Here is a 24,454-nt window from a genome sequence, read left to right on the forward strand (position 1 = left end):
CGGCTCCCCCCGCACCCCCTGCCCCACCCACCGCTCACAAGGACGTGACCCATGCGCAGCTTCGCCAAGTTCTCCGCCGCCACGGTCGCCGCGGCGCTCGCTCTCACCACCCTCACCGCCTGCGGCGACTCCGGCGCCTCCGGCGGCGGGGACGGCAAGGTCAAGATCATGGTGGGTGGCCTGGACAAGGTCATCTACCTGCCCGCGATGCTCACCCAGCGGCTCGGCTACTTCACAGCGGAGGGCCTGAAGGTCCAACTGCTCACCGAGCCCGCCGGGGTGCAGGCCACCACCTCGCTGGTCGCGGGGGACGTCCAGGGCGTCGTCGGCTTCTACGACCACACCCTCGACCTCCAGGTCAAGGGCAAGCAGGTGGAGTCCGTCGTCCAGCTCGCCCAGGCACCCGGTGAGGTCGAGGTGGTCTCCAACAAGGCGGCGGACGAGGTCAAGTCCCCCAAGGACTTCAAGGGCAAGAAGCTCGGGGTCACCGGTCTGGGCTCGTCCACGGACTTCCTGACCAAGTACCTCGCGGTCGACAGCGGAGTGAAGACCAGCGAATTCACCCCGGTGGCGGTCGGCGCGGGCCAGACCTTCATCTCCGCCCTCAAGCAGGGCTCCATCCACGGCGGTATGACGACCGACCCGACCGTCGCCCAGATCGTGGACCAGAAGATCGGCAAGGTCCTGATCGACATGCGCACGCCCGAGGGGTCCAAGCAGGCGCTCGGCGGTCTGTACCCCTCCTCCTCCCTCTACATGAACACCGACTGGGTGAACGGCCACAAGGAGACCGTGCAGAAGCTGGCCAACGCCTTCGTGAAGACCCTCACCTGGATGTCCACCCACTCGGCCGAGGACATCGCCGCCAAGATGCCCAGCGACTACGCGCAGGGCGGTGCGAAGCTCTACGCGGAGTCCATCAAGAGCACCCTGCCGATGTTCACCAAGGACGGTGTGATGCCGGCGGACGGCCCGGCCACCGTCGAGCGCGTCCTCAAGGCGTTCAACCCCAACCTGAAGAACGCCACGGTGGACCTGGAGAAGACCTACACCACCGAGTTCGCCAAGAAGGCGGGCTAGGACCCGCCTGGCCGCGTCCGTCGAGGTGTCCGCTCACCGCGGCGCCGCCGGCCGGGTGACCGTCTCGGTCAGCCGGACGGCGGCGTCCTCGGCGAACAGCCGGCGGCCCGCGGCGATACGGCGCTCCCGCGGCGCGGAGGGCTCGGTGAGCACATCGAGCAGCCGCAGCAGCTCCCAGGAGTCCCGTGCGTGGTCCGAGAGCCCCAGCGCGGCCATCCGCCGGACGCCCTCGCGGCCATGGCCCGGGATGGGGCGGTAGCCGACCACGGGCACCCCGGTGGCCAGCGCCTCCAGCGCGGTCTGGCCGGCCGCGTTGTCCACCACGGCCCGTACGGCGGCCAGCAGACCGGGCATGTCCCGCTCCCAGCCGAGGGCGGCCACCTCCGGCAGGCGCGACAGCTCCCCGCGCAGCCGCTCGTCCCGGCCGCACACCACCACCGGCAGATACCCCGCCCCGGACAGCAGCCGCGCGGTGTCCGCCACCCGCGTACCGGCGCCCCACGCCCCCACGGACAGCAGCACCGGCGGCCTCCCGGGCGCACGCGCCCGGAAGCGCCGCCGCCACCGCGCCGCCCCCGGCGCCGGGGCGAAGAAGCGCTCCGCCACCACCGGTCCGGTGGCGAGCGACGGACGGTCCAGCGCCCGGCGCACCGTGTCCGCGGCCTCCGGGGTGACACACAGATGCAGATCGTTGCCCGGGTGCAGCCACTGGCGGTGCACCGCGAAATCGGTCACCACGACCGCGCTGGGCACCGCCAGCGCACCGCGCGCCCGGAGCCTGCCCGTCAGCTGCGCGGCCAGGTGGAACACCGGCACCACGACATCCGGCCGCTCCCGCGCCACCAGGGCCAGCAGCCGGTCCTCGGCGAGCGCGGCCAGCGGGGCGCTGCCCGGCCGCAGGCCCCTGCCGGGGCGGAAGAACACCCGGTAGATGCCCTCGTACACCACCGGCGCACGGCGGATCGCGGCCCGGTAGAACGCGCGCAGCCCCGCCCCCACCCCGTCCGGCAGCAGCTCCAGCACATCCACCCTTCCGGCCCCCTGGCCCCGCGCCTGAAGCCTGCGCACCAGCTCAGCGGCGACCGCGTCATGCCCGGCCCCCATCCCGGCGCTCACGATGAGAAAACGTGCCGACGACGGACGCATGGCCACCTCCGGTGGTGCGAGGCGCGGCTCCTCATGGCTCACTGGAGGTATCCGCTCCGCGTGCCGTCAAACCGCGCGCTCGACGGCCGGTGACCCAGGAGAAGCAGCCGGCCGGCGGCGAGACAGGGAGATGCCATGACCCGACCCCTCCCGGACGCACCCCTCAACCGCGGTCAGGCGCGGGACACCGGGAGTCCCGCCGCCACCGGGACCAGGGTCGCGCTGGTGACCGGTGCCTCCTCGGGCATCGGCGCCGCCATCGCCGACCGGATCGCGGCCGAGGAGGGCTGGCGGCTGCTGGTCAGCGGCCGCCACCGGGAACGGCTCGACCGCGTGGCCGCCCGGACATCGGCCCTCGCCCTGCCCGTCGACCTGGCCGCGCCGGAGGGCCCGGAGGCGCTGGTCCAGGACGCCCTCCGGGCCGCCGGACGGGTGGATCTGCTGGTCGCGGGGGCGGGCGTGGGCTGGGCCGGACCCTTCGCCACGATGCCGCCCGCCGCCATCGAACAGGTGGTCCGGGTCGATCTGCTCGCCGCGATGCGGCTGGTCCGCACGGTCGTACCCCGGATGAGGGCCGAGCGGCGCGGACACATCGTGCTCATCGGATCGGTGGCCGGGACCGTCGGGGTGCGCGGCGAGGCGGTGTACTCCGCGGCCAAGGCGGCGCTCGGGGCCTTCGCCGACGCCCTGCGCCTCGAGCTGTGCCGGGCCGGGGTGCGCGTCACCCATGTGGTCCCCGGCGTGGTGGACACCCCGTTCTTCGCCCGGCGCGGCGCCCCGTACACCCGCCGGCTGCCGCGTCCGGTGCCGCCCGAGCGGATCGCCGACGCGGTCTGGGACGCCGTCGAACGCGGACGGGACGAGGTGTACGTACCGGCCTGGATGCGGCTGCCCGCGGTGGTCCGCGCCATGACCCCCCGGCTGTACCACCGGTTGGCCGCACGCTTCGGGTGAACGCCGGTGAACGTCGCGGCCGTCGTCCTCGCCCTGCTGTCCGCACTGGGCAACGGCGCGGCGTCCGTACTCCAGCGGCGGGCCGCGATGGACCAGGTCCGGGAGGAGCGGGGCGCCCGGGGGCCGAAGCAGAACCTGCTACGGCTGACGCGTCTGCTGCGCCGCCCGTACTGGCTGGCCGGGCTGGCCGCGATGGTGGTGTCGGCGGTGGCGCAGGTGGGCGCGCTGGCCGTCGGACGGCTCTCCGTGGTCCAGCCGCTGCTGGTCAGCGAGCTGCTGTTCACCCTGGTGGTCGGCTCTCTGGTCTTCCGCCACCGCCCGGACGGCCGGACCTGGCTGTCGTTCGTGACGCTCGCCGCGGGGCTCGCGCTCTTCCTGGTGGCGGCCGATCCCTCGCACGGCCAGAACACGGCACAGAACGGCGAGTGGCTGCCCGTGGGCGTGGCGGTGGCCATCGTCGTGGGCATCCTGATCGCGGTGGCCCGGATGCTGCGCGGGGCGGCGCGGGCCGCCACCCTCGGCTGCGCCACCGCCGCCTGTTTCGCCTGTACGGCCGCCCTGATCAAGGAGTTCACCGGGCGGTTCTCCGGCGGAGTGGCCGAGGTGTTCACCGACTGGCCGCTGTACGCGGTCTGCGCCGTGGGCCTGCTGAGCTTCCTGCTGCTGCAGAGCACCCTGCGCGCGGGGACCCTGGCCGCCTCCCAGCCCGCGCTCACCCTCGGCGACGCCCTGGTGAGCGTCACGCTGGGCTGGGTGCTGTTCGGTGAACGCGTCGAGCTGGGCCTGCGCGTCCTGCCCGAGGTGGCCGGCATCCTCCTGATGGCGGCCGGCATCGTCGGGCTGACCCGCTCGCCCGCCATGTGCGGCGGCTGGGACCAGGCCGTCCCCGGGCACCCGGACCTGGCGGCGCGGAACGCCGGAAAGCCACGGCCACCGCTCCCCGGACGGCGCGGGCACCCGGGCGGCGGGGGGACGCCATGAGCCTGCGCCACCACTGCGGTGTCCTGCTGCGCGACGCGGCGCTGCTGGCGGCGGCCGCCCACATCGCACCGGCCGGCACCTGGCTGCCCGGCCCCCGGCGCGCCCTCTTCCCCGCCCTGGCGGGCCACGGCCGGTCCGACCATGTGGCCCTCACCTTCGACGACGGACCCGATCCGCGCACCACACCGCGCTTCCTCCAGGTCCTGGACGAGCTGGAGGTGCGGGCCACCTTCTTCGTCCTGGGGGAGGGGATGACGCGCTTCCCGCGCACCACGCTGGAGATCGTCCGCCGGGGCCATGAGCTGGCCGTCCACGGCTGGACCCACAGCCGCCCCTGGCTGCCCACACCGGCCAGGGACGCCCACGAGGTCGCCCGTACCGCCCGCGCCCTACGGCTGGCCACCGGCGCGGCACCGCGGTGGTACCGGCCGCCGTACGGCATCCTCACCGGCGGCCGCTGGCTCGCGGCGGCACGGGCCGGACTCACCCCCGTCCTCTGGTCGGCCTGGGGACGCGACTGGTCCGCGGACGCCACCGCGCGGTCGGTGCTCGCCACCGTACGACGCGATCTGCGCGGTGGCGCCACCGTCCTGCTGCACGACACCGACCGCGCCGCGGCCCCCGGCTGCTGGCGCGCCACGCTGGCCGCGCTGCCCGCGGTGGTGGCGGAGTGCCGGGCCGCCGGCTGGGAGGTGGGACCGCTGGCCGAGCACGGGACGCGCCGATGGGCTCATGACCACCCGACACGCCGATGAGCCGCCGAGCGCGGGACACGCCGCCGAGCGCACCCGGAACACGCCGCCGGGACGGGCTCAGCCGTGGCGGAGGCGGGCCATCTTCCGGGGGTCCACGATGCGGTCGAAGTCCTCGGCGCCGATATGACCGCTGGCGATGGCGGCCTCGCGCAGGGTCGTGCCCTCGGTGGCGGCCTTGCGGGCGATCTCGCCGGCCCTGTCGTGGCCGATCTCCGGGGACAGCGCGGTGACCAGCACCAGCGAGCGGGCGAGATACTCGTCGATCTGCTCACGGTTCAGCTCGATGCCCTCGACGCAGTACGTGCGCAGCTTCTCGCAGGCGTCGGCGAGGATGCGGGCGGAGTGCAGGAAGTCGCGGATGACGAGCGGCCGCGCCGTGTTGAGCTGGAAGTTCCCCTGGGTGCCCGCGTGCGCGACGGCGCCGTCGGCGTTGAGCACCTGGGTGCACACCATCACCATGGCCTCGCACTGGGCCGGGTTGACCTGGCCGGGCATGCTGGAGCTGCCCGGTGCGTATCCGGGCAGCGTCAGCTCCCCGATTCCGCAGCGCGGGCCGGAGGCGAGCCAGCGGATATCGTTGGCAATCTTCATCAGCGGCACGGCGAGGCCCCGCAGCCCGGCGGAGGCGGCCACCAGGGCGTCCACACCGCTCTGCGCGGCGAAGGGGTTGGACGCCACCTTGAACGGGTGGCCGGTGGCCGTCGCGATCTCCCGGGCCACCGCCGGGCCGAAGCCCTCCGGGGCGCCCAGCCCGGTGCCGACCGCCGTGCCACCGATGGCGAGCTGATAGAGGTCCGGCAGCGTGGCGCGCAGCCGCTCCAGCGCGTCGGAGAGCTGGGCGGCATGGCCGGACCACTCCTGTCCCACGGAGAGGGGGACCGCGTCCTGCACCTGGGTGCGGCCGGTCTTGAGGACGTCGTACCAGGCGCGGGACTTGGCGGCGATGGCCTCCTGGAGCAGGCTGACCTGCGGCAGCAGGGGGTCGTGCAGAATGCGCACGGCGGCGATGTGCATGGCCGTGGGGAAGGTGTCGTTGCCGGCCTGGCCCAGATTGACGTGGTCGTCCGGGTGCACCGGGTCCTTGCTGCCCAGGACGCCGCCGACCAGCTGGACCGCGCGATTGCTGATGACCTCGTTGACGTTCATGTTGGTCTGGGCGCCGGAGCCGGCCTGCCACACGTACAGCGGGAAGTGGTCGTCCAGCGCACCGGAGACCACCTCGTCGGCCACATGGGCGATCAGATCGGCCTGCCAGCCCGCCAGCCGCTCCTCCCGCCCGTTGACCAGCGCGGCGGCCTTCTTGACGTAGCCGTAGGCGTGGTAGATCGCCTTGGGCATACGGTCGTCGCCGATCGCGAAGTGGATCAGGGCCCGCTGCGTCTGGGCGCCCCAGTACCGGTCCGCGGGGACCTCCACGGCCCCCAGCTCGTCGGTCTCCCGGCGGGTGCCGGTGGCGTCGATGCGGGTGGGCAGGTCCCGGACCCTCGGGGTGCCCTGGGCACCCCGGCGCCTGTGGGGCGTGTTCATCGCGTGCTCTCCCAGACGGATGGCAGCCGATCCCTCACCACACACTCCGCTCACGGCCGATGCCCTCACCGCCAGTGTCGCCCCGCACCGCCCCGGCCGCATCCGGCGCCGGGGCCCCGGCCCGGAGCGGACCCGCCCCGCCGATCCGGCGCCGTCGCCAGTACCCGACATGATCGGGCACAGGATGTCGGGTCCGGCACCCCGTGCGCTGCCTAGCGTGGTGGTCGTCACGAGGAAGGAGACGGGGCGTGCTGAAGAGGCTCAACCAGGCGATGGAGCACATCGAGCGCCACCTCGACCAGCCCATCGACGTGGCCGAACTGGCGCGCATCGCGGCCACGTCGGAGTACCACCTGCGCCGGATGTTCTCCGCGCTCGCGGGCATGCCGCTGTCGGAGTACATCCGGCGTCGGCGGCTCACCCTGGCGGGCGCGGAGGTGCTCGCGGCGCGGGAGACGCTGCTGGAGATCGCGGTGCGGTACGGCTACGGCTCGGGCGAGGCGTTCGCCAGGGCGTTCCGCGCCATGCACGGAGTCGGGCCGGGCGAGGCCCGGCGCACCGGCGCCACGCTCAGTTCGCAGCCCCGGATGGCCTTTCGTCTCATCGTCGAGGGGAGCAGCAGTATGCGTCATCGCATAGAGAACAAGCCGGACTTCGCCGTCGTCGGTCTCAAGGCCCGCGTCCCGCTGGTACACGCGGGGCCGAACCAGGCCATCATGGACTTCGTCCGTGGTATCGGCCCGCGGACCCTGGAGCGGTTGGAGAAGCTGTCGGACCAGGAGCCGCACGGCATCGTCGCGGTCTGTGACGACCTGGACCCCAGCCGTGCCGAGGGCACGGAACTCGACTACTACCACGGAGTGGTCACCTCCGCCGCCGCCCCCGAGGGCACCACCGCCCTGGCCGTCCCGGCCGGCGCCTGGGCGGTCTTCACCACCTCCGGGCCGGCCCCGCAGGCCATCCAGAACCTGTGGCGGGATGTGTACACCCAGTGGTTCCCGTCGAACCCGTACCGCGGCCGCCCCGGTCCCGAGATCCTGCGCACCCGGCTGTCGCCGGACAGGACCGAGGCCGACGCCGAACTGTGGCTGCCGGTGGAGCAGGTATCCGGCTGAGCGGGACGGCAGGCTCCGGGAGGCGGCGCCGGCGCCTCGGCCGGCCCGCCGGGCCGGCCGGACCGCCGGCGCCGGCCCACGTCGGGCCGGCGCCGGTCAGACGCGGGTGCGCAGCCGGATGAGGGTGCCGTCCGCGTCGGCCTGCATCTGCACCACGTCGCACAGCATGCGGACGCCCCACAGCCCGAAGCCGGGCTCCGCGTCGGCCGGCGGGGTGAAGCCCCACAGGGCGTCCGGGTACCAGTGGCCGGGGCCGGAGATCTCGCAGACCAGATCGCCGTCGTGGACCCAGGTGCTCAGCCGTGCCGGGGCCTCGCCGTGCCGGATCGCGGTGGCGGTCACCTCGCTCACCGCCGCGACCAGGTTGCGCAGCGCGTCATGGCCCATGCCGTGCCGGCTCGCCCGCTCGGCGACGAAGGCGCGCACCTCGTCCAGCCGGGTGGAGACGACCGGCACGGACTCGGCCGTGCGCGGGGCGGGCGGCAGGGGGCGCCGGTCGCAGGTGGCGCTGAACGGGCCGGGGTCGGTGTAGGCGTCGCTCCGCTCCGGCCCGTGGCCGTCGATGATCTCGGGGTGGGTCTGGCGCGCGTAGGCGAGGATCTCGGGGTGCAGCAGGCGGCGGTCGTAGCAGCAGATCGCGCGGGCACCGGAGTGGGCGAAGGCCGCGTTGACGATCGACTCGTAGCGCGCCCACTCCACCACCTCGAGCGGGGTGCGGCCCTGCCACACCGGTTCGGCGATCACCCGGACCCGGCGCGGCTTCTCGGCCTTCACGAAGGAGTCGTAGGCGGCGATGGTCTTGACCGGGTGCTGGTACCAGCTGAGCGCCTCTTCGAACTGCACCGCCTTGGCGTCCTGCCCGAGCGCGTCCCGCAGCGCCGCGATGTTGGAGGTCGCGGCCACGACGGCCACCGCCTCGTCCGCCGCCAGCCCCTCCCGGAGGAAGGGGACGCAGATGTCGACCACTTCCTCCTCGTCGCGATAGAGGAATCCACGGTGCACCATCGCGTCGCGGTGGTCGGCGACGGGGCTGCTCGGGCTGGTCATCGGGCCTCCCTGGGGCTCGGCCGGCGAAAACACGGATGTGCGTCATCGAATTACCGGACGGTATAGCGCAGTCTGCCACTTCCCGCGTCCGTCGCGCAGCCCCTTCCGGTGGTACATGGACGGCGAGTTGATGCTGCATTAGCATCCTCGGACGTGACAGAGCTGAAGTACATCAACGCAAATGGACTTGATTTCGGGTATTTCGAAGCGGGTCCGGCCGACGCCCCATTGGCGCTCTGCTTGCACGGCTTCCCGGACACCGCGCACTCCTGGCGCCATATGCTCCCCGCGCTCGCGGACGCGGGCTACCACGCCGTCGCGCCCTTCCTGCGGGGCTACGCCCCCACCGGCATTCCCGCCGACGGCGCCTACCAGGCGGGTGCGATCGCCGCGGACGCCAACGCGCTGCACGAGGCGCTCGGCGGCGACGGTGACGCCGTGCTCATCGGCCACGACTGGGGCGCCATCGCCGCCTACGGGGCCACCGCCAGCGCCCCCGAGCGCTGGCGGCGCGCCGTCACGATGTCGGTGCCTCCGCTGGGCGGTGTGCTGGCCGACTTCTTCAACTACGACTACGGCCAGTTCAAGCGCTCCTTCTACATCTTCCTGTTCCAGACGCCGCTGGCCGAGGCCGGGGCGGCGGCGCACGACATGGCCCTGATCGACGGCCTGTGGCGGGACTGGTCGCCCGGCTACCAGGACGCCGCCGAGGACATCGCGCACGTCAAGGAGAGCCTGCGGGACCCGGCCCATCTCGCCGCCGCGATCGCCTACTACCGGGCGCTGTTCGACCCGACCCGCCATGTGGCGGCGTACGCGGCCGAGCAGGAGGCCGTCACCCGGACCGGCGAGACCCCCATCCTCTACCTGCACGGCACCGACGACGGCTGCATCGGCGCCGATGTGTCCCAGCGGGCCGAGGACCACCTCCCGGCGGGCTCGCGGATGGAACTGATCGACGGCGCGGGGCACTTCCTCCACCTGGAGCGGCCCGAGCGGATCAACCGCGAGGTGCTGGCCTGGCTCGCCGAGTGACCAGGCGGCCCGGCGCGCGGACCTGACCGTCATAACGCGCCTGACCAGGGCCTTCTACTGCGGAACGCGGCACGGCCGCGGCGGTGACCGGGACCGGGACGGACCCGGTGGAGCCGCCGCGGCCCGTCGCTTTACCGCCGATATACCGCCGCTGATCCGCCCTCTTCCATGCTGGACGCATCGCTACAGCCGCCCGGTCGGGACGCGTCTGGAGAGGGCCTGTGAACGTCGACCAGCAGCATCAGCCACATACCGGGGACGAACCCCTCTACGCCTGGCACACCTTCCAGCTCTGCGGCGGGGTGGAGGGGTCCGGTCCGAGCGGCACCTGCCGGGCCGAACACACCGCCCGCGCCTGCCTCGAAGCGGCACTCCAGGCCGCCGCGGCCCACTCCGGCGACGCGTACTCCTGGGGGCAGCTCAGCCGGGTGTCGGCGGATGTCGACCTGCCCTTCCACCTGTGGGTCCGGGACCCGGTCGCCTGGGCCGAACCGGGGCCCAGCGCCACGGTCACCTGGCGTCCGGGCGCGGCGCCGCGTCCACAGTGACCCGGGACCGTCCGCGGTGAGGCGAGGCAGTGCTATCGGTAGGGGAATCACGATGAAGAGCAGCGGGCCCGGCATAGGGCTCAGGACAAGGGAGTGGCGGCCGTCCGACCACGGCCGGCTCGCGGTCAGCAAGGCGAATCCGGCCCGGGTCTACAACTATCTGGTCGGTGGTAAGGACAATTACCTCGCCGATTACGAACAGGCCCAGCGTTTTCTCGGAGTCGCCCCGGAGATCCGCGACACCGCCCTCTCGAATCGGCGATTTCTGCACCGTGCCGTCCGTCATCTCGCCGCCAGTGGCATCAGCCAATTCCTGGATATCGGTGCGGGATTGCCGGCGAACCCGAATGTGCATGAGATCGCCCAGGCCGTGAATCCCCGGGCCCGGGTGGTCTACGCCGACAACGACCCCATCGTCGCCAGCCACGGCCAGGCCCGTCTCTCCGTCTCCGGCACCACGATGGTCAGGGCCGATATCCGCTCGCCCGACGACCTCCTGGGCCATGAGGAGCTGCGCCGGCTGCTCGACCCCACGCAGCCGGTCGCGATCCTGCTCACCCTCGTCCTCGAATACCTCGAGGACCTGGAGGACCCCGTCGGCATCGTCCGCCGGCTCATGGACTGGGCCGCACCGGGCAGCTGTCTGGTCCTGTCCCATTCCACCGGTGACTTCACCCTCGACCACGACCGGGAGTGGGAGGTCATCAGCTTCGAGGGACCGGTCTCCCTGGTCTCCCGCGACCGTGCCCAGATCATGGAGTTCTTCACCGGCCTCGAACCGCTCGCCCCGGGCCTGGTGCAACTGTCCTCCTGGCGTCCGGGCATCGGCGCCGCGCACGACCCCAGCCGGATCTGGGCCTACGGCGGGGTGGCCCGCAAGCCGTAACCCCGCCTTGCGCGCGCAGGACGCCCGTGACCGGCCCCCACGGCCCACGACCGGCATCCGCCCCGGCCGCCCGGTGACCCCAGCAGGTCACTCGCGCGGACCGGGGCCGATCTGCAAGGTCATACAGGCGGGGAAGAGCCCGCTCCAGGTGTGCCCGCGCCAGCTCTCGTACGTGCCGCGGCGCTTCCACACGGGCAGGGCCTGGTCCATATGGGCCCGGCCCTCATCGAACCTGCCCTGTTCCATATAGGTGATCCCGATCTCGTACAGGGCGAAGCCCTCGTGGTGGATGTTGCCCGTGCGGCGGGCGTACTCCAGGCTCTCCTTGAAACAGGTCAGGGCGTCCTCGGGGCGGCCCAGGCCCCGGTGGGCCCGGCCGAGGTTGCCCAGGCCGATCACCTCGGCCGGCAGGTCCCCGGCCGCGCGGGCGAGGGCCAGCTGCCGCTCCTGCACCGTGATGGCCTCCTCGAACAGGCTCAGCTCGCACAGCGCGTCCGCGAGATTGCACAGGGAGCGCAACTCGCCCGCCACGTGGCCCAGTGCGCGCCAGAGCTCCAGCGCCGACTCCAGGCAGACCCGTACCTCGTCATAGCTGTGCTGGAGCCAGTACGCGGCGGAGAGGCCGTCCAGCGCCCATGCCTCGCTCTCCAGGTCGTCCAGGCGGCGGGCGATCTCGATGGCCAGCTCGTTGACCGTCTGGAGATCCTGGGCGTGGGCCCGGGGGAAGAGGAACCACTGGAGCGCCCGCGCCAGCGCCAGCCCGAGGCGTGCGATCGCCTCGGGCTGGGCGGGCTCGGCCGCGTGGGCGACGGCGGCCAGCAGATTGGGGAGTTCGCTCCTCAGCCAGCCCTCGGCCTCGTCGTGGCCGGTCAGCGGGACCGCCGGGCCCGCGACGGGATGCCGGGGCCAGGGGCGGAGCGGATCGAGCAGGGTGACCGCCTGCTGGGCGGTGGCCGCATAGCAGGACAGCGCCCGCTCCAGCGCCGCCGTGCGCTCCGCCTCGGACTCCTCCTGCTCGGCCTGTTCCAGGGCGAACAGCCGCAGCAGGTCGTGCATGTGGTAGCGGACCGAGTCCCGGCTCTCCAGGAGCTGGGCGTCCACCAGCCGCTCCAGCGCGTTCTCGGTGCGGTCGGCGGGCAGGTCCAGCAGCGCGGCGGCCACCGGCAGGCTCACATCATGGCCGTGCACCACGCTGAGCAGCCGGAAGGCGCGCACCGCGTCCGCGTCGTCGGAGCGCCGGCCGAGCCGGAATCCCTCGTAGCTGACCTGGAAGCTGATACGGACGGCGAGATCGCCGAAGCGCAGCTCGTCCAGCCGGCCGCGGGCGTCGGTCAGCTTCGTTACGAGGGTGCGCAGCGGCCACGCGGGGCGGGCGGCCAGCCGGGCGCCGGCGATCCGCAGCGCCAGCGGCAGCCCGCCGCACAGCCGGGTGATCTGCTCCGCCTCGGCGGGCTCGGCCCGCACCCGCTCCGCGCCCACCACCCGCTCCAGCAGCGCCACCGCCTGGTCCTGGGGGAGTACGTCCAGGTGCAGATGGGTGGCGCCCTCCAGGGTGGTCAGCATCTCGCGGCTGGTGACCAGCGCGGCACAGCCCGGCCCGGCGGGGATCAGCGGCCGCACCTGGTCCACGCTCTTGGCGTTGTCGAGGATCACCAGCAGTCTGCGGCCCGCCGCCAGCGAACGGAACTGCGCGGACGCCTCGTCGGGGTCGCTCGGCACGTTCGAGCCGTCCACGCCGAGGGCGCGCAGGAACCGGCCGAGCACCTCGCCGGGTTCCAGGGCCGACTGCCCGGCGGTGGCCCCGTACAGATCCACATAGAGCTGGCCGTCGGGGAAGCGGTCGGCCAGCTGGTGCCCGGCGTGGATGGCCAGGGCCGACTTGCCGACCCCGCCGGTGCCGTCGATGGCCGCGAGCATCACCGACCGTCCGCCCGCGCCCTCGTCCGCCTCCGGGTCCCCGCCGGCGTGCAGCAGCGCCTCGATCACCGCGACCTCGCCGTGCCGGCCGGTGAACGCGGGGCTGGCGGGCGGCAGTTGGCGCGGGCCCCGGGGGGCCTTGCGCGGGGGTGCGGCGGGAACGGGCCGGTCCTCCTGCGGGGCGGGCGCCGTCAGCAGCGAGGCGTCGGCGTTCAGGATCCGCTCGTGGAGCCGGCGCAGCGGCGGGGTCGGCTCGACCCCCAGCTCCTCGCTCAGCAGCCGGCGCAGATCGCGGTAGGCGGCCAGGGCGTCGGCCTGCCGGCCGGACCGGTACAGGGCCAGCATCAGCCGTCCGCGCAGCTCCTCCCGGAACGGATGCTCGGCGGTCAGCGCCTCCAGCTCACCCAGGACGGCCGCATGCCGCCCGCAGCGCAGGTCCGCCTCGATCCGGGCGTCCACGGCCCGCACCCGGCACTCCTGGAGCCGGGTGGCCTCCGCCGCCACCGCCGGGGTCGGGGGCACATCGGCGAACGGGGCGCCGCGCCACATCGCCAGCGCCTCGCGCAGCCGCTCGGCGGCGGCCTCGGGCGCCTCCCGGTCCAGGCACCGCCGCCCCTCCTCGACCAGCTGCTCGAAGCGGTGGGCGTCGAACTCGGCGGCCTCCACGGACAGCCGGTAGCCGTGCGCCTTGTAGCCCTGCTTCTCGGTGACCAGGGTCCGCCCGGACTCGTCGGCCAGGGTCTGGCGGAGGCGGGAGACATAGGTCTGGAGCAGTTTGGTGGCGCTCTGGGGCGCCCGGCCCTCGCCCCAGAGTTCGTCCAGGAGCCGCTCGGTGGACACGGTCTGGTTGGCGTGGCACAGCAGCACCGCGAGCAGCATCCGCCACTTGGCCGGCCCCAGGGAGGCCCACTCCTCGCCCTTGCGCAGCTCCAGCGGCCCCAGGACCCGGTATCGCACCCGTCGCCTTCCGTCGGCTCGTCAACTGACCACTCCGCAACGGTTATACCTCCGGTGTGGCCCTGACGCGTATCGTTTCATCCGCGCCGGAGGTGTCCTCGCCGGGTACGGGCGTGCGGATGACCGGAAAACGTCGCGCCGGGGCCCCGGCGGACAGCGGAGGTCAGAACGGCTGGTCGCCCTCGATGGCCACGCGTTCGGCGACCCTGCGGTGCGGGGCGTAGTCATTGGCCGCGTAGTGCTGGGTGGCGCGGTTGTCCCAGAACGCCACATCGCCCGGCTGCCAGTGGAAACGCACCTGGTACTCCGGGACGTGCGCCTGCCGGCACAGGAAGCTCAGCAGCCGGTCGCTCTCCGCCCGCTCCATCCCGGTGATCCGGGTGGTGAAGGAGGTGTTGACGAACAGCATCCGGCGGCCCGTCTCCGGATGGGTGCGCACGACCGGGTGCTCCACCGGCGGGAACATCTCCTGGAACGGGGCGAGCCGCTCGGGTCCGTAGAAGCGGGCGAAACCGGGGATGAAGTCGTGGACGGCGGTGGCACCGTCGATACGGTCCTTCACCTCCGCCGGAAGGTTGTCGTACGCCGCGGCCATGTCCGCCCACAGGGTGTCCCCGCCCACCGGCGGCACCTCGCGCAGTTGCAGTACGGCGCCGAGCGCGGGCCGGGTCCGGAAGGTGACGTCGGTGTGCCAGACGTTCTCGAAGGTCGGGGTGGCGCCGGACCCCTTGTCGAAGCGGACGACATCCGCGCTGGAACCGGCGGCGAGCAGCGGGTTGGTCTCCAACTCGCCCCAGTGGCGGGCGAATCCGCGCTGCTGCTCCGAAGTGAGGTGCTGGCCGCGGAAGAAGAGCACCTTCCACTCCAGCAGGGCGCGGTTGACCTCCTCGCGCAGCGCGGGCTCCAGCGGCCGGGAGAGGTCCAGGCCGCGGATCTCGGCGCCGATGACGCGTCCGAGCGGCACCACCTCGAACCTCTCGTACGGCCGCTCCTCCCACCCTTCGGGCAGCCGGCGCAGAATGCGCGGGCCCTCGTACATCCCGCCCGGCGGGATGTGGGCCTCGCGCAGCGTCGCTGGGGCGGTGTCGACGACGGTCATGGCGTCTCCTCATGCGTGACACGGAAGGGGCGGGCGGGAAAAGAGAGGGGTGCCCTCGTGCCGCGGGGAACCACGGGAATGTCGTCCGGATCGTCGGATGCCCGGATCGTCAGGGGAATGACCGGCGTGGTCTCGGGGGCGCGGGGGCGGTTGGCCGCGGGATGTGGGAAATCCCGGTCAGTGGCCCGAGCGCGTACACCCGGTCCGGTCCGGAACGCGAAGATGTCCCGTCGAGTCGAACCGGTGCCTGATCATGAGGGCAATTCTGGGATCTGTCCCGGTGAGCTGTCAACGGTGCGTGTCACCTACGTCCACGGGGTGACTCCTTACCCGGTGGCGGAGCCGGACGCCTCATCCGGTGGCGGAGCCGGACGCCGGGCGGGACGGACCGCCCAGGGCGGTGCGGGCGCGCTCGACCAGGGCCCGGCCGGCCGGGCCGCTCGGGCCGTCCGCCCGCCAGGCGAACACCAGCCGCCCCCGCAGGGCCGGCCGGTCGATGAGGACCGGCCGCAGCCGGTCCGCGCGCGCCTCGGCGAACGCGCCGGGCAGGATCGCCGCGCCCAGCCCCCGCTCGGCGAGCTGTGCCAGCACCTCCGGATCGCTGGCCTCGAACGCGATGTGCGGGGTGAAACCGGCGGCCGCGCACGCCTCGTCGATCCGGGTGCGCAGCCCCGTGCCGCGCGGCAGGCTGATCAGCGCACGGCCCCGCAGAGTGTCCAGCGAGATGGCGGAGTGCACGGCGAGCTCGTGGTCCGGGCTGACCGCGGCCACGATCGGCTGATCCGTGATCACCTCCAGCGCGACGCCGGCCGGGGTGCTTTCGCCCACGCTGACGATGGCCGCGTCGAGCCGTCCCGTGCGCAGACCCTCCAGCAGCTCGTCCGACCTGGCCTCGGTGAGGGTGATCTCCACCGCCGGATGGGCGTCGTGGAACTCCGCCAGCAGCCCCGGCAGATCCACGTTGTGCGACGTCACCGTGCCGACCGCGACATGCCCGCGCAGCAGCCCGGTCAGCTCGTCGACCGCGAGCCGGGCGCCCTCCACCGCCGCGAGCGCCGCCCGTGCGTAGGGCAGCACCGCCGCGCCCGCCTCGGTCAGCCGCACCGAGCGGCCCGAACGGTCCAGCAGCTCCTGGCCCAGCTCGCGCTCCAGCCGGCGGATCTGCGCGCTGACACCCGGCTGGGCCACATGCACCCGCTCCGCGGCCCGGGTGAAGTTCCGCTCCTCGGCCACCGCCACGAAGTACACGAGCTGCCGCAGTTCCATAACCGATGATTCTAGCTCCCAGACCTGCCATCTCTTGGACTTCTGGTTCGGGCCGCCGGAGAGTGGAGGCAGACGAGAGGAGTCGACGATGACCGAGACCCGTGACCGCGCCACCACCCCCGAGGACCTGGCCCGGCTGTTCGTGGAGCGCGCCAACGCCGGTGACGCCGAGGGACTGGCCGAGCTCTACGAGCCGGACGCGGTGCTCGCCTATCCGCCGGGCGCCACGACCGTCGGCCGGGAGGCGATCCGCGCCGTCTGCGAGCGGATGCTGGCACACGCCCCGGGCCCGTTCCGGACCGAGGAGGCGCTGCCGACCGTCCGCTACGGCGATCTGGCCCTCACCTCGACCCGCCCCGCCGACCACACCGGCGGCCGGGTCCAGGTGGCCCGCCGGCAGCCGGACGGCACCTGGCTGCGCATCATGGACCGCCCCGAGATCCGTCCCGAGAACCGCCCCGAGCCCGGGGCCGAGTGAGGACCGTGCCCATCGGGGCCGGGACCGGCGGGCCGGACCAGGACGGTGCGGTCCGTCCGGTGGGCCCGGTGCCGACGGGCCGGGCGCCAGCGCTGGCGGCCGCCTGACACCGCGCCTAGCGTGGACAGCAGGCAGCGGTCTCGCGAGACGGTCCGACGCGACGAGTGCCGGACCGTTCCTGGCGCGGGAGGTCGGGAATGGACTCCGTCTCCTTCCTTCTGGTCGCCGTCATCCTCACGGCACTGGCCTTCGACTTCACCAACGGATTCCACGACACGGCCAACTCGATGGCCACGTCCATCGCCACGGGGGCGCTGTCGCCCCGGATCGCGGTCGCCGTCGCCGCGGTGCTCAATCTGGCGGGGGCCTTCCTCTCCACGGAAGTGGCCGAGACGATCTCCAACGGCATCGTCGACGACGTCCGGGTCTCCCCGGTCATGATCTTCGCGGGCCTGGTCGGGGCGATTCTGTGGAATCTGGCCACCTGGTTCGCCGGGCTGCCGTCGAGTTCCTCACACGCCCTGTTCGGCGGGCTGATCGGCGCGGTGTGGGTGGGTGCGGGGGGCTCCGCGGTGCGCTTCCCCGCGATCGTCGAGAAGATCGTGGTGCCGGGGCTCGCCTCGCCGGTGGTGGCCTGTGTGGTGGCCGTGGCGGCGACCTATCTCGCCTATGTGATCACCCGCCGGGCGGCCGCCCATGCGGCGCGGAAGGGCTTCCGCGCCGGCCAGGTGGGATCCGCCTCCCTGGTGGCCCTCGCCCACGGCACCAACGACGCGCAGAAGACGATGGGCGTCATCACCCTCACCCTCATCTCCGGCGGTGTGCTCGGCCACGGCGCGGGGCCGCCGTGGTGGGTGGTGCTCAGCGCGGGCCTGGCGATCTCACTCGGCACCTATGCCGGAGGGTGGCGGATCATCCGGACCATGGGGAGGGGGCTGACCGACATCCAGCCCCCGCAGGGCTTCGCCGCCGAGACCAGCGCGACCGCGGTGATCCTGGCCTCGTCGCATCTGGGCTTCGCGCTGTCCACCACCCAGGTGTGCACCGGCAGCATCCTGGGGGCGGGGCTCGGCCGGAGGCTGGCCCAGGTGCGCTGGGGGATCGCCGGGCGGATCGCCGTGTCCTGGCTGCTGACCCTGCCCGCGGCGGCGGCCGTGGGCGGGGTCGCGGCCTGGGTGGCGGGCCGGGGCAACGCCGGGGTGGCCCTGGTGGCGGGCGTAGCCGTGGCGGCGGCGGTGGGCTTCTTCGTCCTCGCCCGCCGCCGCCCGGTGAACCCGGACAACGTCAACGCGCCGCGACTTCCCGAGCGGGCCGAGCGCTCCCTGGGCACGACCGCCTGAGCGCACGACCGGCTGAGCGTACGACCGCTTGAACCCGGACCGACCGCCGTGAGGAGCTGAACCGCATGGGCACCACGTGGGGCACGATCGGCGGGGTCTTCGGGGTCAGCCTCGGGGTCACCGTCCTGGTGGTCGTGATGTTCTCCCTCGGCGTCGCCGCCTGGGCCCGCGCCGGCGGCGGCGCACCGCGCCACGGCGCACACCGCGACCGTTCGCACCGCGACCGTTCGGAGCGGGTGGCGGCGGCCGCGGCGGTGGCGTGTTTCGCCGCGTGTCTGGCGACCGCCGCCTATGGCATCGACCTGATCGTTCCGGGCTGAGCGCGCTTGCGACAATGGATTCCTGCCGAGCACCGCCGCGGACCGCGGTGCTCTTGTCCTCCCGGGAGAGCGCGCACGGTGTCACCCACGACCGAACCCCCCTCCGCCGGCCCGGCCGGCGCGGACCGCCCCGCCCTGCGGGCCGACTGCGGCAGCTGCTTCGGACTGTGCTGTGTCGCCCTGCCCTTCGCGGCCTCGGCCGACTTCGCGATCGGCAAGGACGCGGGAGAGCCCTGCCGCCACCTCCGGTCCGACTTCCGCTGCGGCATCCACGCCCGGCTGCGGGAGCGGGGCTTCTCCGGCTGTACGGTCTACGACTGCTTCGGCGCCGGGCAGAAGGTCTCCCAGCTCACCTTCGAGGGCCGCGACTGGCGGCGGCACCCCGAAACGGCCGCCGAGATGTTCGCCGTCTTCCCCGTCGTGCGCCACCTCCATGAGCTGCTCTGGTACCTCACCGAGGCCCTGACCCTGCCCGCCGCCCGGCCCGTCCACGGCGCGCTGCGCCAGGCGCTGCACGAGACGGAGCGCCTCACCCTCGGGAGCGCCGCCGAGCTGAGGGAGCTGGATCTGGCGGCCCACCGCGACCAGGTCAATCAGCTGCTGCTGCGGACGAGCGACCTGGTGCGGGCCCGGATACCGGGCAGGAAGAAGAACCGCAGGGGAGCCGATCTGATCGGCGCCGACCTCCGCGGAGCCGATCTGCGGGGTGCCAACCTCCGCGGGGCCCGTCTCATCGCGGCCGGCCTCGAACGGGCCGATCTGACCTCGGCCGATCTGATCGGGGCCGACCTCCGCGACGCCGATCTGAGCGGGGCCGACCTCCGGGGAGCCGTCTTCCTCACCCAGGCCCAGCTGAACGCGGCCCGGGGCGACGCCGCCACCCGGCTGCCACCGGCCCTCACCCGCCCCGTCCACTGGTGACCGCCCGCTGCCCGGGTGTGCGACCCTGACTGCCATGTCCGACACCGTCGACGCGCCCGTGATCCGTGCCGATGAGCCCGGGTCGTTCGCCCGGAGTGTGCTGGCCGAGCGCCATCCGGCGCTGATCGAGAAGGTGCGCGACGCCTTCCCGTACGGCCCCGAACAGCACCGCGCCCTCGACGCGCTGCGCGACAACAGCGCCGAGGGCACCATCCCCCCGCTCGCCCCCACCGCCTACGACCACGACCGGTGGGAGGTGTGGGGCCGGGAGCACTTCGGCCGGTCCTGGTTCGACGTCCCGTTCCTGTGGGCGGAGAGCTACTTCTACCGCCGGCTCCTGGAGGCCGTGGGCTACTTCGCCGACGGCCCCTGGCGGGGCATCGATCCGTTCCGTCCCTTCAAACAGGCCGAGCTGCACACCCCTCAGGCCGAGGCCGAGCTGGCCGCGCTCGATGACGTCCTGCGCCGGCCCGCCGGCGAACAGGCCCAGGTGCTGGTGCACGGCTCGTTGTGGGGCAACCGCGCGGACCTGGGCTTCCGCCTCTCCGCCACGGGCGCGGAGGCGACCGGCGCCGCCACCCCGCCCCTGGTCGCGGACGACGCGGAGGCGCTGTGGTCGCTGCTGCCGGTCGGCTCCCCGGCCACGCTGTGCGTGGTGGCGGACAACGCCGGACGGGAGCTGCTCCCCGACCTCGTCCTCATCGACCATGTGCTCCACCACGGGCGTGCCGAGCGGGTGGTGCTCCAGGTGAAGCCGTATCCGTACTACGTCTCCGACGCCACCACGGAGGACGTGGTCGACTGTCTGCGCCGGCTGGCCGGGGCGAAGGGCGCCGCGGCCGGGGTCGGCGGACGGCTGTGGGCGGCCCTCGGCGACGGGCGGCTCACGGTGCGGGCGCACGACTTCTTCCGCGCACCGCTGCCGTACCAGGAGATGCCGGGCGATCTGCGGCGTGAGTTCGCCGGGGCCACGCTCACCGTGATGAAGGGCGATCTGAACTACCGCCGCCTCGTCGGCGACCGGATGTGGCCCCCGACCACCTCCTTCGCCGACCGCACCGGGTACTTCCCCGGCCCGGTGGCCGCACTGCGCACCCTGAAGTCGGATGTGATCGTCGGACTCGACGAGCCGACCGTGGCCACGCTGGACGCGCGGGAGGACCGGTGGCGCACCAGTGGCGCCCATGCGCTGATCCAGGTACGGGGGTGAGCCGCGCGCCCCTCACCGCTGAAGGGTGAGGGACGCGCTGGTTCAGCGGTGGCGACCGCCGCCGGTTCCGCGGAGGTTACCCGCCGATGTTGTTGACGCAGGTGGCGCCGATGTTGATGTCACCGCTCGGGGCTCCCCAGCCACCGGACATGGCCCACCCGTTGCTGGTGTCGCACTTGTTGCTCTGGAAGATGAAGGTGGAGACGTCGAAGCTGGTGGGGGCTGTCCCGCTGGTGCCGTTGGCGACCGCGGTGCCGGTGCCGAGGAGTACCAGAGTGCCTGCGGCCGCGGTCAGCAGGGCGGCCTTCTTCCTGATCTGCATGGATTCCTCCGTCAATGAGGCGCAGTATGAACTGACATCATGATTTAACGGAAGAAAGACCATTGAAGTCTGGTAAGCACACCGGAGAGTGACCCGTCCAGCGCATGATTCCCCCTCGGTCACCCCGAATGGTGGCATCGGAAACGACATGCTCCCCCCACCGCTGCGAGGTGGGGGGAGCGCGTCGAGTCGGCGACCTCGGTCGCCGCCGGTTCCGCGGAGGTCAGCCGCCGATGTGGTTGAGGCAGGTGGCGCCGATGTTGATGTCACCGCTCGGGCCGAGCCCGCCCACGGACCAGGCGCTCCCGTTGTTGGTGTCGCACTTGTTGCTCTGGAAGATGAAGGTGGAGACGTCGAGGTTGGTGGGGCCTGTGGGGGCTCCGCTGGTTCGGTCGGAGCCGCCGCCGTAACCGCCGCCGTAACCGCTGCCTCCGCCGTTGGCAGCCGCGGTGCCGGTGCCGAGGAGCGCCAGGGCGCCGGCGGTCGCGGCCAGCAGGGCGGCCTTCTTCGCGATCTGCATGGATTCCTCCGAGTCGAGTCGCAGTGCGAGATGTGTCTGACGATCCGATTTAACGAAGGAGAACAGGCGAAAACCGGGTAAGCGCACCGGAGGGTGGTCCGTCCGGCCTACGACATCTTCTGGCCGGAGCGGAGGCCGGCCGCCCGCGCGAGGGCGTCCCGGCACGCCAGGATCGCGGGGTGCCGGTTGCTCCCGCGGCGTACGACGGTGAAGATGCGGCGGGTGCGCCGGCCGCGCGGAAGCCGCCGCAGCGGGACCGACGGGCGCTGTCCGCTCCAGACGAGGTCGGGAAGGAAGGCGGCGGCGTGTTTCTGCTCGACGAGGCGGAGGTGGAGCAGGAGGTCGGCGGTCTCGAACCGTACGTCGGGTTCGAAACCGGCGTCGCGGCACAGCGTCACCGCCCAGTGCCGCGCGGCCGTGCCTTCGGGCTCCATCACCCAGGGGTGGTGGGCGAGTGAACGCAGCGCCGCCGTCGGGCCATCGGCGTCCGGGCGGCCGGCCCCGTGGGGCAGCGCGAGGTGCAGGGGGTCGTCGAGCAGGTCCTCCTGTTCGAGTTCGGCGGGCCGCGCATTGGGATTGCCGGGATATTCCTCGGCGAGGACCAGGTCGAAGTCGCGGGCTTGCAGGGCGGGCAGGGACTTTTCCGGTTCCATGTGCGTGACGTGGACGCGCAGCCGCGGATGGCGGGCGCGCAGCAGATCGAGGGTGGCCGGGACCAGGGTCAGCGCGGCCGTCTGGAACGAGGCGATGCGCAGGGTGCCGGTCAGGTCGGTCAGGGACGCGGCGATGTCCGCCTCCGCGCGCTCCAGGCGTTCGAGGATCACCTCGGTGTGGGCCACGAGGATCTCCGCCTGCTCGGTCAGCCGTACCCGCCGCCCGACCGGCTCCAGCAGGCGGACGCCGACCTCCGATTCCAGCTGCGAGAGCTGCTGGGAGACGGAGGAGGGGGCGTAGGACAGGGCCGCGGCGACGGCCGCGAGGGTGCCGCGGCGCTTGAGCTCACGCAGCAGGCGCAGCCGGTGCAGGTCGAACATCGGTACTCCGCGAATCATCGGAATGGCCGATGAGTATAGGTCGAGAACATTCGCTGGACCCGATCGTAGGAGGCAGTGGACCCTGGACGGGTGTCCGAAAACGCTTCCTCCCTCTGTGCGCTGCCGTGGTCCGTACGGCCCGGCGCCCGCACCTGGCGGTGTGCGCCCGCCCCCGCCGAGGTGCGCGACTTCCATACCGCGCTGCCCGGCTACACGCCCACCCCGCTGACCGAACTCCCGCCGCTGGCGGCGGAGTTGCGGGTCGGCCGGGTCTTCGTCAAGGACGAGTCATGCCGTCTGGGGCTGCCCGCGTTCAAGGCGCTGGGCGCGTCCTGGGCGGTCCACCGCGCCCTCGCCGAACGGGCCACGAGCGGCGAACCGGGCCCGGTCACCCTGGTGACCGCCACCGACGGCAACCACGGCCGCGCGGTGGCGCGGATGGCGCGCCTGTTCGGGCAGCGCGCCCACGTCTTCGTGCCCCGGGGGGTGCACCGGCGGGCCGTGGCGGCCATCGCCGCCGAGGGGGCGCGGGTCACCGAGGTCCCGGGGCCGTACGACGAGGCGGTGCGCCTGGCGGCCGAGGCGGCTGCCGGACCGGCGGCGGTCCTGGTCCAGGACACGGCCTGGCCGGGCTATGAGCGGATCCCGGGGTGGATCGTCGAGGGCTACTCCACCCTCTGTGCCGAGATCGACGAGCAGCTGGCGGCCGAAGGGGCCGCCCGGGGCCCCGACCTCGTCTCCGTACCGGTGGGTGTGGGGTCCCTGGCCCAAGCCGTGGTCACCCACTACCGCAGCCGCCCGTCCGGGCGGACTCCGGCGCTGCTGTCGGTGGAGCCGCGGGCCGCGGCCTGCGTCCTGGAAAGCCTCACCCTCGGCACACCCGTCAGCGTCACCACCGGTGACACCGCGATGGCCGGGCTGAACTGCGGCACCCCGTCCAGTATCGCCTGGCCCTGTCTCCGGGGCGGGCTGGACGCCGCCGTCGCCGTCTCCGATCCCGACAGCGCCCGCGCGGTCGCCCGCCTCGCCGCGCTCGGCGTCGCCTCGGGCCCCTGCGGGGCCGCGGCGCTCGCCGGTGTGCGCGCGGCGCTCACCGGCGAGGGCGCGGAGGAGCGCCGTGCGGCGCTGGGGCTCGGCCCGTCCTCGGTGGTCGTGCTGCTGAGCACCGAAGGCCCGGCCGCCAACCCGCACTCCGCCACCACCGACCGCTGACATCCCGACCCCCGAAAGACCCACCGCGTTGAACGACCGCACCCCCACCCCGCCGCCGACCGGTCCGACCCGGAGGAGGGCGGCGGCATGCTGACCCATTTCGCGGCCGCCATCGGTGTCCTGGGTCTGCTGACCGTCGTGCCCGGCCCGGACATGGCGGTGGTGACCCGGCGTGCCATCGAGGCCGGCCGCGCGGACGCGTTGCGGACCGTGGGCGGGATCGCGACCGGGCTGCTGGTCTGGGGCGCGCTCACCGTGGCCGGTCTCGCGGCCGTGCTGGCCGCCTCACCCGCGGCCTACCTGGCCGTCAAGCTGCTGGGCGCCGGCTATCTGGTGTTCCTGGGCGTACGGGCGCTGTGGCACAACCGCCGGGCCGCCACCGCCCCGGCCGAAACCGGCACCGGCACCGGCACCGAAACCGGCGCCGAAACCGGCACCGGCACCGGCACCGAAACCGGCACCCGCGCCACCGCCGGGAGCCCGTGGCGTACCGGCCTGATCAGCAATGTCCTCAACCCGAAGATCGCCGTCAGCTACACCGGCCTGCTCCCCACACTGGCCCCGCCCCGGCTGCCGGCCGCCTGGGCCATGACGCTGCTCGTCCTGCTCCACGCCGGCCTCACCCTCGCCTGGCTGAGCGGCTATGTGCTCCTGCTGTCCAAGGCCGGGCCAGTCCTCCGCACGCCGCGGGTCCACCGCGCGCTCGGGTGGACCACGGGCGTGGTGCTGATCGGCTTCGGCCTCGCGGTCGCGACCACCTCCGCTTGATCGGCCCGGGTCTCAC

At 73.3% G+C, this 24,454-nt stretch carries 24 protein-coding genes; 15 read left to right on the forward strand and 9 right to left on the reverse strand.

The genetic code is table 11. The features are described 5' to 3' along the window. The first annotated feature begins 51 nt into the window (after positions 1-51). Positions 52-1,080 carry an ABC transporter substrate-binding protein gene (locus tag PS467_RS37290; protein ID WP_311038948.1) on the forward strand — a complete coding sequence of 343 codons (1,029 nt, stop codon included), beginning with the start codon at positions 52-54 and terminating at the stop codon, positions 1,078-1,080. A 33-nt stretch (positions 1,081-1,113) separates the two neighbouring features. Here the strand turns inward: PS467_RS37290 and PS467_RS37295 are convergent, their stop codons facing one another. After that, complete coding sequence (locus tag PS467_RS37295; protein ID WP_311040080.1) at positions 1,114-2,226, reverse strand: MGDG synthase family glycosyltransferase; 1,113 nt, start codon at positions 2,224-2,226, stop codon at positions 1,114-1,116. Positions 2,227-2,361: 135 nt separating this feature from the next. Here PS467_RS37295 and PS467_RS37300 point away from each other — a divergent pair, with 135 nt between their 5' ends. From PS467_RS37300 to PS467_RS37310, 3 genes are read left to right on the forward strand one after another with little or no spacing between them, the layout of a single operon-like run. Further along, positions 2,362-3,180 carry an SDR family NAD(P)-dependent oxidoreductase gene (locus tag PS467_RS37300; protein WP_268976085.1) on the forward strand — a complete coding sequence of 273 codons (819 nt, stop codon included), beginning with the start codon at positions 2,362-2,364 and terminating at the stop codon, positions 3,178-3,180. A gap of 6 nt (positions 3,181-3,186) precedes the next feature. After that, complete coding sequence (locus tag PS467_RS37305) at positions 3,187-4,161, forward strand: DMT family transporter (protein WP_311038949.1); 975 nt, start codon at positions 3,187-3,189, stop codon at positions 4,159-4,161. Beyond that, complete coding sequence (locus tag PS467_RS37310) at positions 4,158-4,916, forward strand: polysaccharide deacetylase family protein (protein WP_311038950.1); 759 nt, start codon at positions 4,158-4,160, stop codon at positions 4,914-4,916. Before PS467_RS37305 ends, PS467_RS37310 begins: the two co-directional genes overlap by 4 nt. Before the next feature lie 57 nt (positions 4,917-4,973). Here the strand turns inward: PS467_RS37310 and PS467_RS37315 are convergent, their stop codons facing one another. Next, positions 4,974-6,443 (reverse strand): class II fumarate hydratase, encoded by a 1,470-nt coding sequence (locus PS467_RS37315; RefSeq protein WP_311038951.1) that lies wholly within the window; start codon positions 6,441-6,443, stop codon positions 4,974-4,976. Positions 6,444-6,691: 248 nt separating this feature from the next. Between PS467_RS37315 and PS467_RS37320 the strand changes: the two genes are divergently transcribed. Further along, a complete protein-coding gene (locus PS467_RS37320; protein WP_311038952.1) occupies positions 6,692-7,558 on the forward strand; it encodes an AraC family transcriptional regulator in 867 nt (288 codons plus the stop codon). A gap of 96 nt (positions 7,559-7,654) precedes the next feature. Here the strand turns inward: PS467_RS37320 and PS467_RS37325 are convergent, their stop codons facing one another. Further along, the gene (locus PS467_RS37325) at positions 7,655-8,605 is read right to left on the reverse strand and encodes an anti-sigma factor RsbA family regulatory protein (RefSeq protein WP_311038953.1); all 951 of its coding nucleotides are present in this window, start codon (positions 8,603-8,605) and stop codon (positions 7,655-7,657) included. 153 nt (positions 8,606-8,758) lie between these two features. Between PS467_RS37325 and PS467_RS37330 the strand changes: the two genes are divergently transcribed. The 3 genes from PS467_RS37330 (at position 8,759) to PS467_RS37340 (ending at position 11,074) form a co-directional block, all read left to right on the forward strand. Continuing rightward, positions 8,759-9,640, forward strand: a complete 882-nt coding sequence (locus tag PS467_RS37330; RefSeq protein ID WP_311038954.1) for an alpha/beta fold hydrolase — start codon at positions 8,759-8,761, stop codon at positions 9,638-9,640. Positions 9,641-9,861: 221 nt separating this feature from the next. Next, positions 9,862-10,188, forward strand: a complete 327-nt coding sequence (locus PS467_RS37335) for a hypothetical protein (protein ID WP_311038955.1) — start codon at positions 9,862-9,864, stop codon at positions 10,186-10,188. 52 nt (positions 10,189-10,240) lie between these two features. Continuing rightward, a complete protein-coding gene (locus PS467_RS37340; RefSeq protein ID WP_268976093.1) occupies positions 10,241-11,074 on the forward strand; it encodes an SAM-dependent methyltransferase in 834 nt (277 codons plus the stop codon). 87 nt (positions 11,075-11,161) lie between these two features. Here PS467_RS37340 and PS467_RS37345 read toward each other — a convergent pair whose 3' ends face one another. The 3 genes from PS467_RS37345 to PS467_RS37355 form a co-directional block, all read right to left on the reverse strand. Further along, positions 11,162-13,948 (reverse strand): AfsR/SARP family transcriptional regulator, encoded by a 2,787-nt coding sequence (locus PS467_RS37345; protein WP_311038956.1) that lies wholly within the window; start codon positions 13,946-13,948, stop codon positions 11,162-11,164. Between the two features lie 163 nt (positions 13,949-14,111). Then, positions 14,112-15,047: a TauD/TfdA dioxygenase family protein gene (locus PS467_RS37350; RefSeq protein ID WP_311038957.1), complete on the reverse strand. Its 936-nt coding sequence runs from the start codon at positions 15,045-15,047 to the stop codon at positions 14,112-14,114. Between the two features lie 351 nt (positions 15,048-15,398). Continuing rightward, positions 15,399-16,313: a LysR family transcriptional regulator gene (locus tag PS467_RS37355; RefSeq protein WP_311038958.1), complete on the reverse strand. Its 915-nt coding sequence runs from the start codon at positions 16,311-16,313 to the stop codon at positions 15,399-15,401. An 88-nt stretch (positions 16,314-16,401) separates the two neighbouring features. Between PS467_RS37355 and PS467_RS37360 the strand changes: the two genes are divergently transcribed. The 5 genes from PS467_RS37360 (at position 16,402) to PS467_RS37380 (ending at position 20,582) form a co-directional block, all read left to right on the forward strand. Beyond that, positions 16,402-16,791 carry a YybH family protein gene (locus tag PS467_RS37360; RefSeq protein WP_311038959.1) on the forward strand — a complete coding sequence of 130 codons (390 nt, stop codon included), beginning with the start codon at positions 16,402-16,404 and terminating at the stop codon, positions 16,789-16,791. Between the two features lie 197 nt (positions 16,792-16,988). Then, entirely contained in the window at positions 16,989-18,131 is a 1,143-nt protein-coding gene (locus PS467_RS37365) for an inorganic phosphate transporter (RefSeq protein WP_311038960.1), read from the forward strand. A 65-nt stretch (positions 18,132-18,196) separates the two neighbouring features. Next, on the forward strand, positions 18,197-18,451 hold the full coding sequence (locus PS467_RS37370; protein WP_311038961.1) for a hypothetical protein: 255 nt from the start codon (positions 18,197-18,199) through the stop codon (positions 18,449-18,451). 78 nt (positions 18,452-18,529) lie between these two features. Further along, the gene (locus tag PS467_RS37375; RefSeq protein WP_311038962.1) at positions 18,530-19,372 is read left to right on the forward strand and encodes a pentapeptide repeat-containing protein; all 843 of its coding nucleotides are present in this window, start codon (positions 18,530-18,532) and stop codon (positions 19,370-19,372) included. A 34-nt stretch (positions 19,373-19,406) separates the two neighbouring features. Further along, positions 19,407-20,582, forward strand: coding sequence for a damage-control phosphatase ARMT1 family protein (locus PS467_RS37380; protein WP_311038963.1), 1,176 nt, complete (start codon positions 19,407-19,409; stop codon positions 20,580-20,582). A 76-nt stretch (positions 20,583-20,658) separates the two neighbouring features. Here PS467_RS37380 and PS467_RS37385 read toward each other — a convergent pair whose 3' ends face one another. The 3 genes from PS467_RS37385 to PS467_RS37395 all read right to left on the reverse strand — a co-directional run bounded on the left by PS467_RS37385 (position 20,659) and on the right by PS467_RS37395 (position 22,458). After that, entirely contained in the window at positions 20,659-20,904 is a 246-nt protein-coding gene (locus tag PS467_RS37385; RefSeq protein WP_311038964.1) for a hypothetical protein, read from the reverse strand. A gap of 223 nt (positions 20,905-21,127) precedes the next feature. Then, on the reverse strand, positions 21,128-21,424 hold the full coding sequence (locus PS467_RS37390) for a hypothetical protein (protein WP_311038965.1): 297 nt from the start codon (positions 21,422-21,424) through the stop codon (positions 21,128-21,130). A gap of 107 nt (positions 21,425-21,531) precedes the next feature. Beyond that, positions 21,532-22,458 (reverse strand): LysR family transcriptional regulator, encoded by a 927-nt coding sequence (locus tag PS467_RS37395; RefSeq protein ID WP_311038966.1) that lies wholly within the window; start codon positions 22,456-22,458, stop codon positions 21,532-21,534. A 90-nt stretch (positions 22,459-22,548) separates the two neighbouring features. Here PS467_RS37395 and PS467_RS37400 point away from each other — a divergent pair, with 90 nt between their 5' ends. Together PS467_RS37400 and PS467_RS37405 are read left to right on the forward strand one after the other, a co-directional pair. Next, the gene (locus tag PS467_RS37400) at positions 22,549-23,670 is read left to right on the forward strand and encodes a diaminopropionate ammonia-lyase (protein ID WP_311038967.1); all 1,122 of its coding nucleotides are present in this window, start codon (positions 22,549-22,551) and stop codon (positions 23,668-23,670) included. Between the two features lie 87 nt (positions 23,671-23,757). Beyond that, on the forward strand, positions 23,758-24,438 hold the full coding sequence (locus PS467_RS37405; protein WP_311038968.1) for a LysE family translocator: 681 nt from the start codon (positions 23,758-23,760) through the stop codon (positions 24,436-24,438). Positions 24,439-24,454: the final 16 nt, after the last annotated feature.

It is taken from the genome of Streptomyces luomodiensis, assembly GCF_031679605.1.
Classification (GTDB): domain Bacteria; phylum Actinomycetota; class Actinomycetes; order Streptomycetales; family Streptomycetaceae; genus Streptomyces; species Streptomyces luomodiensis.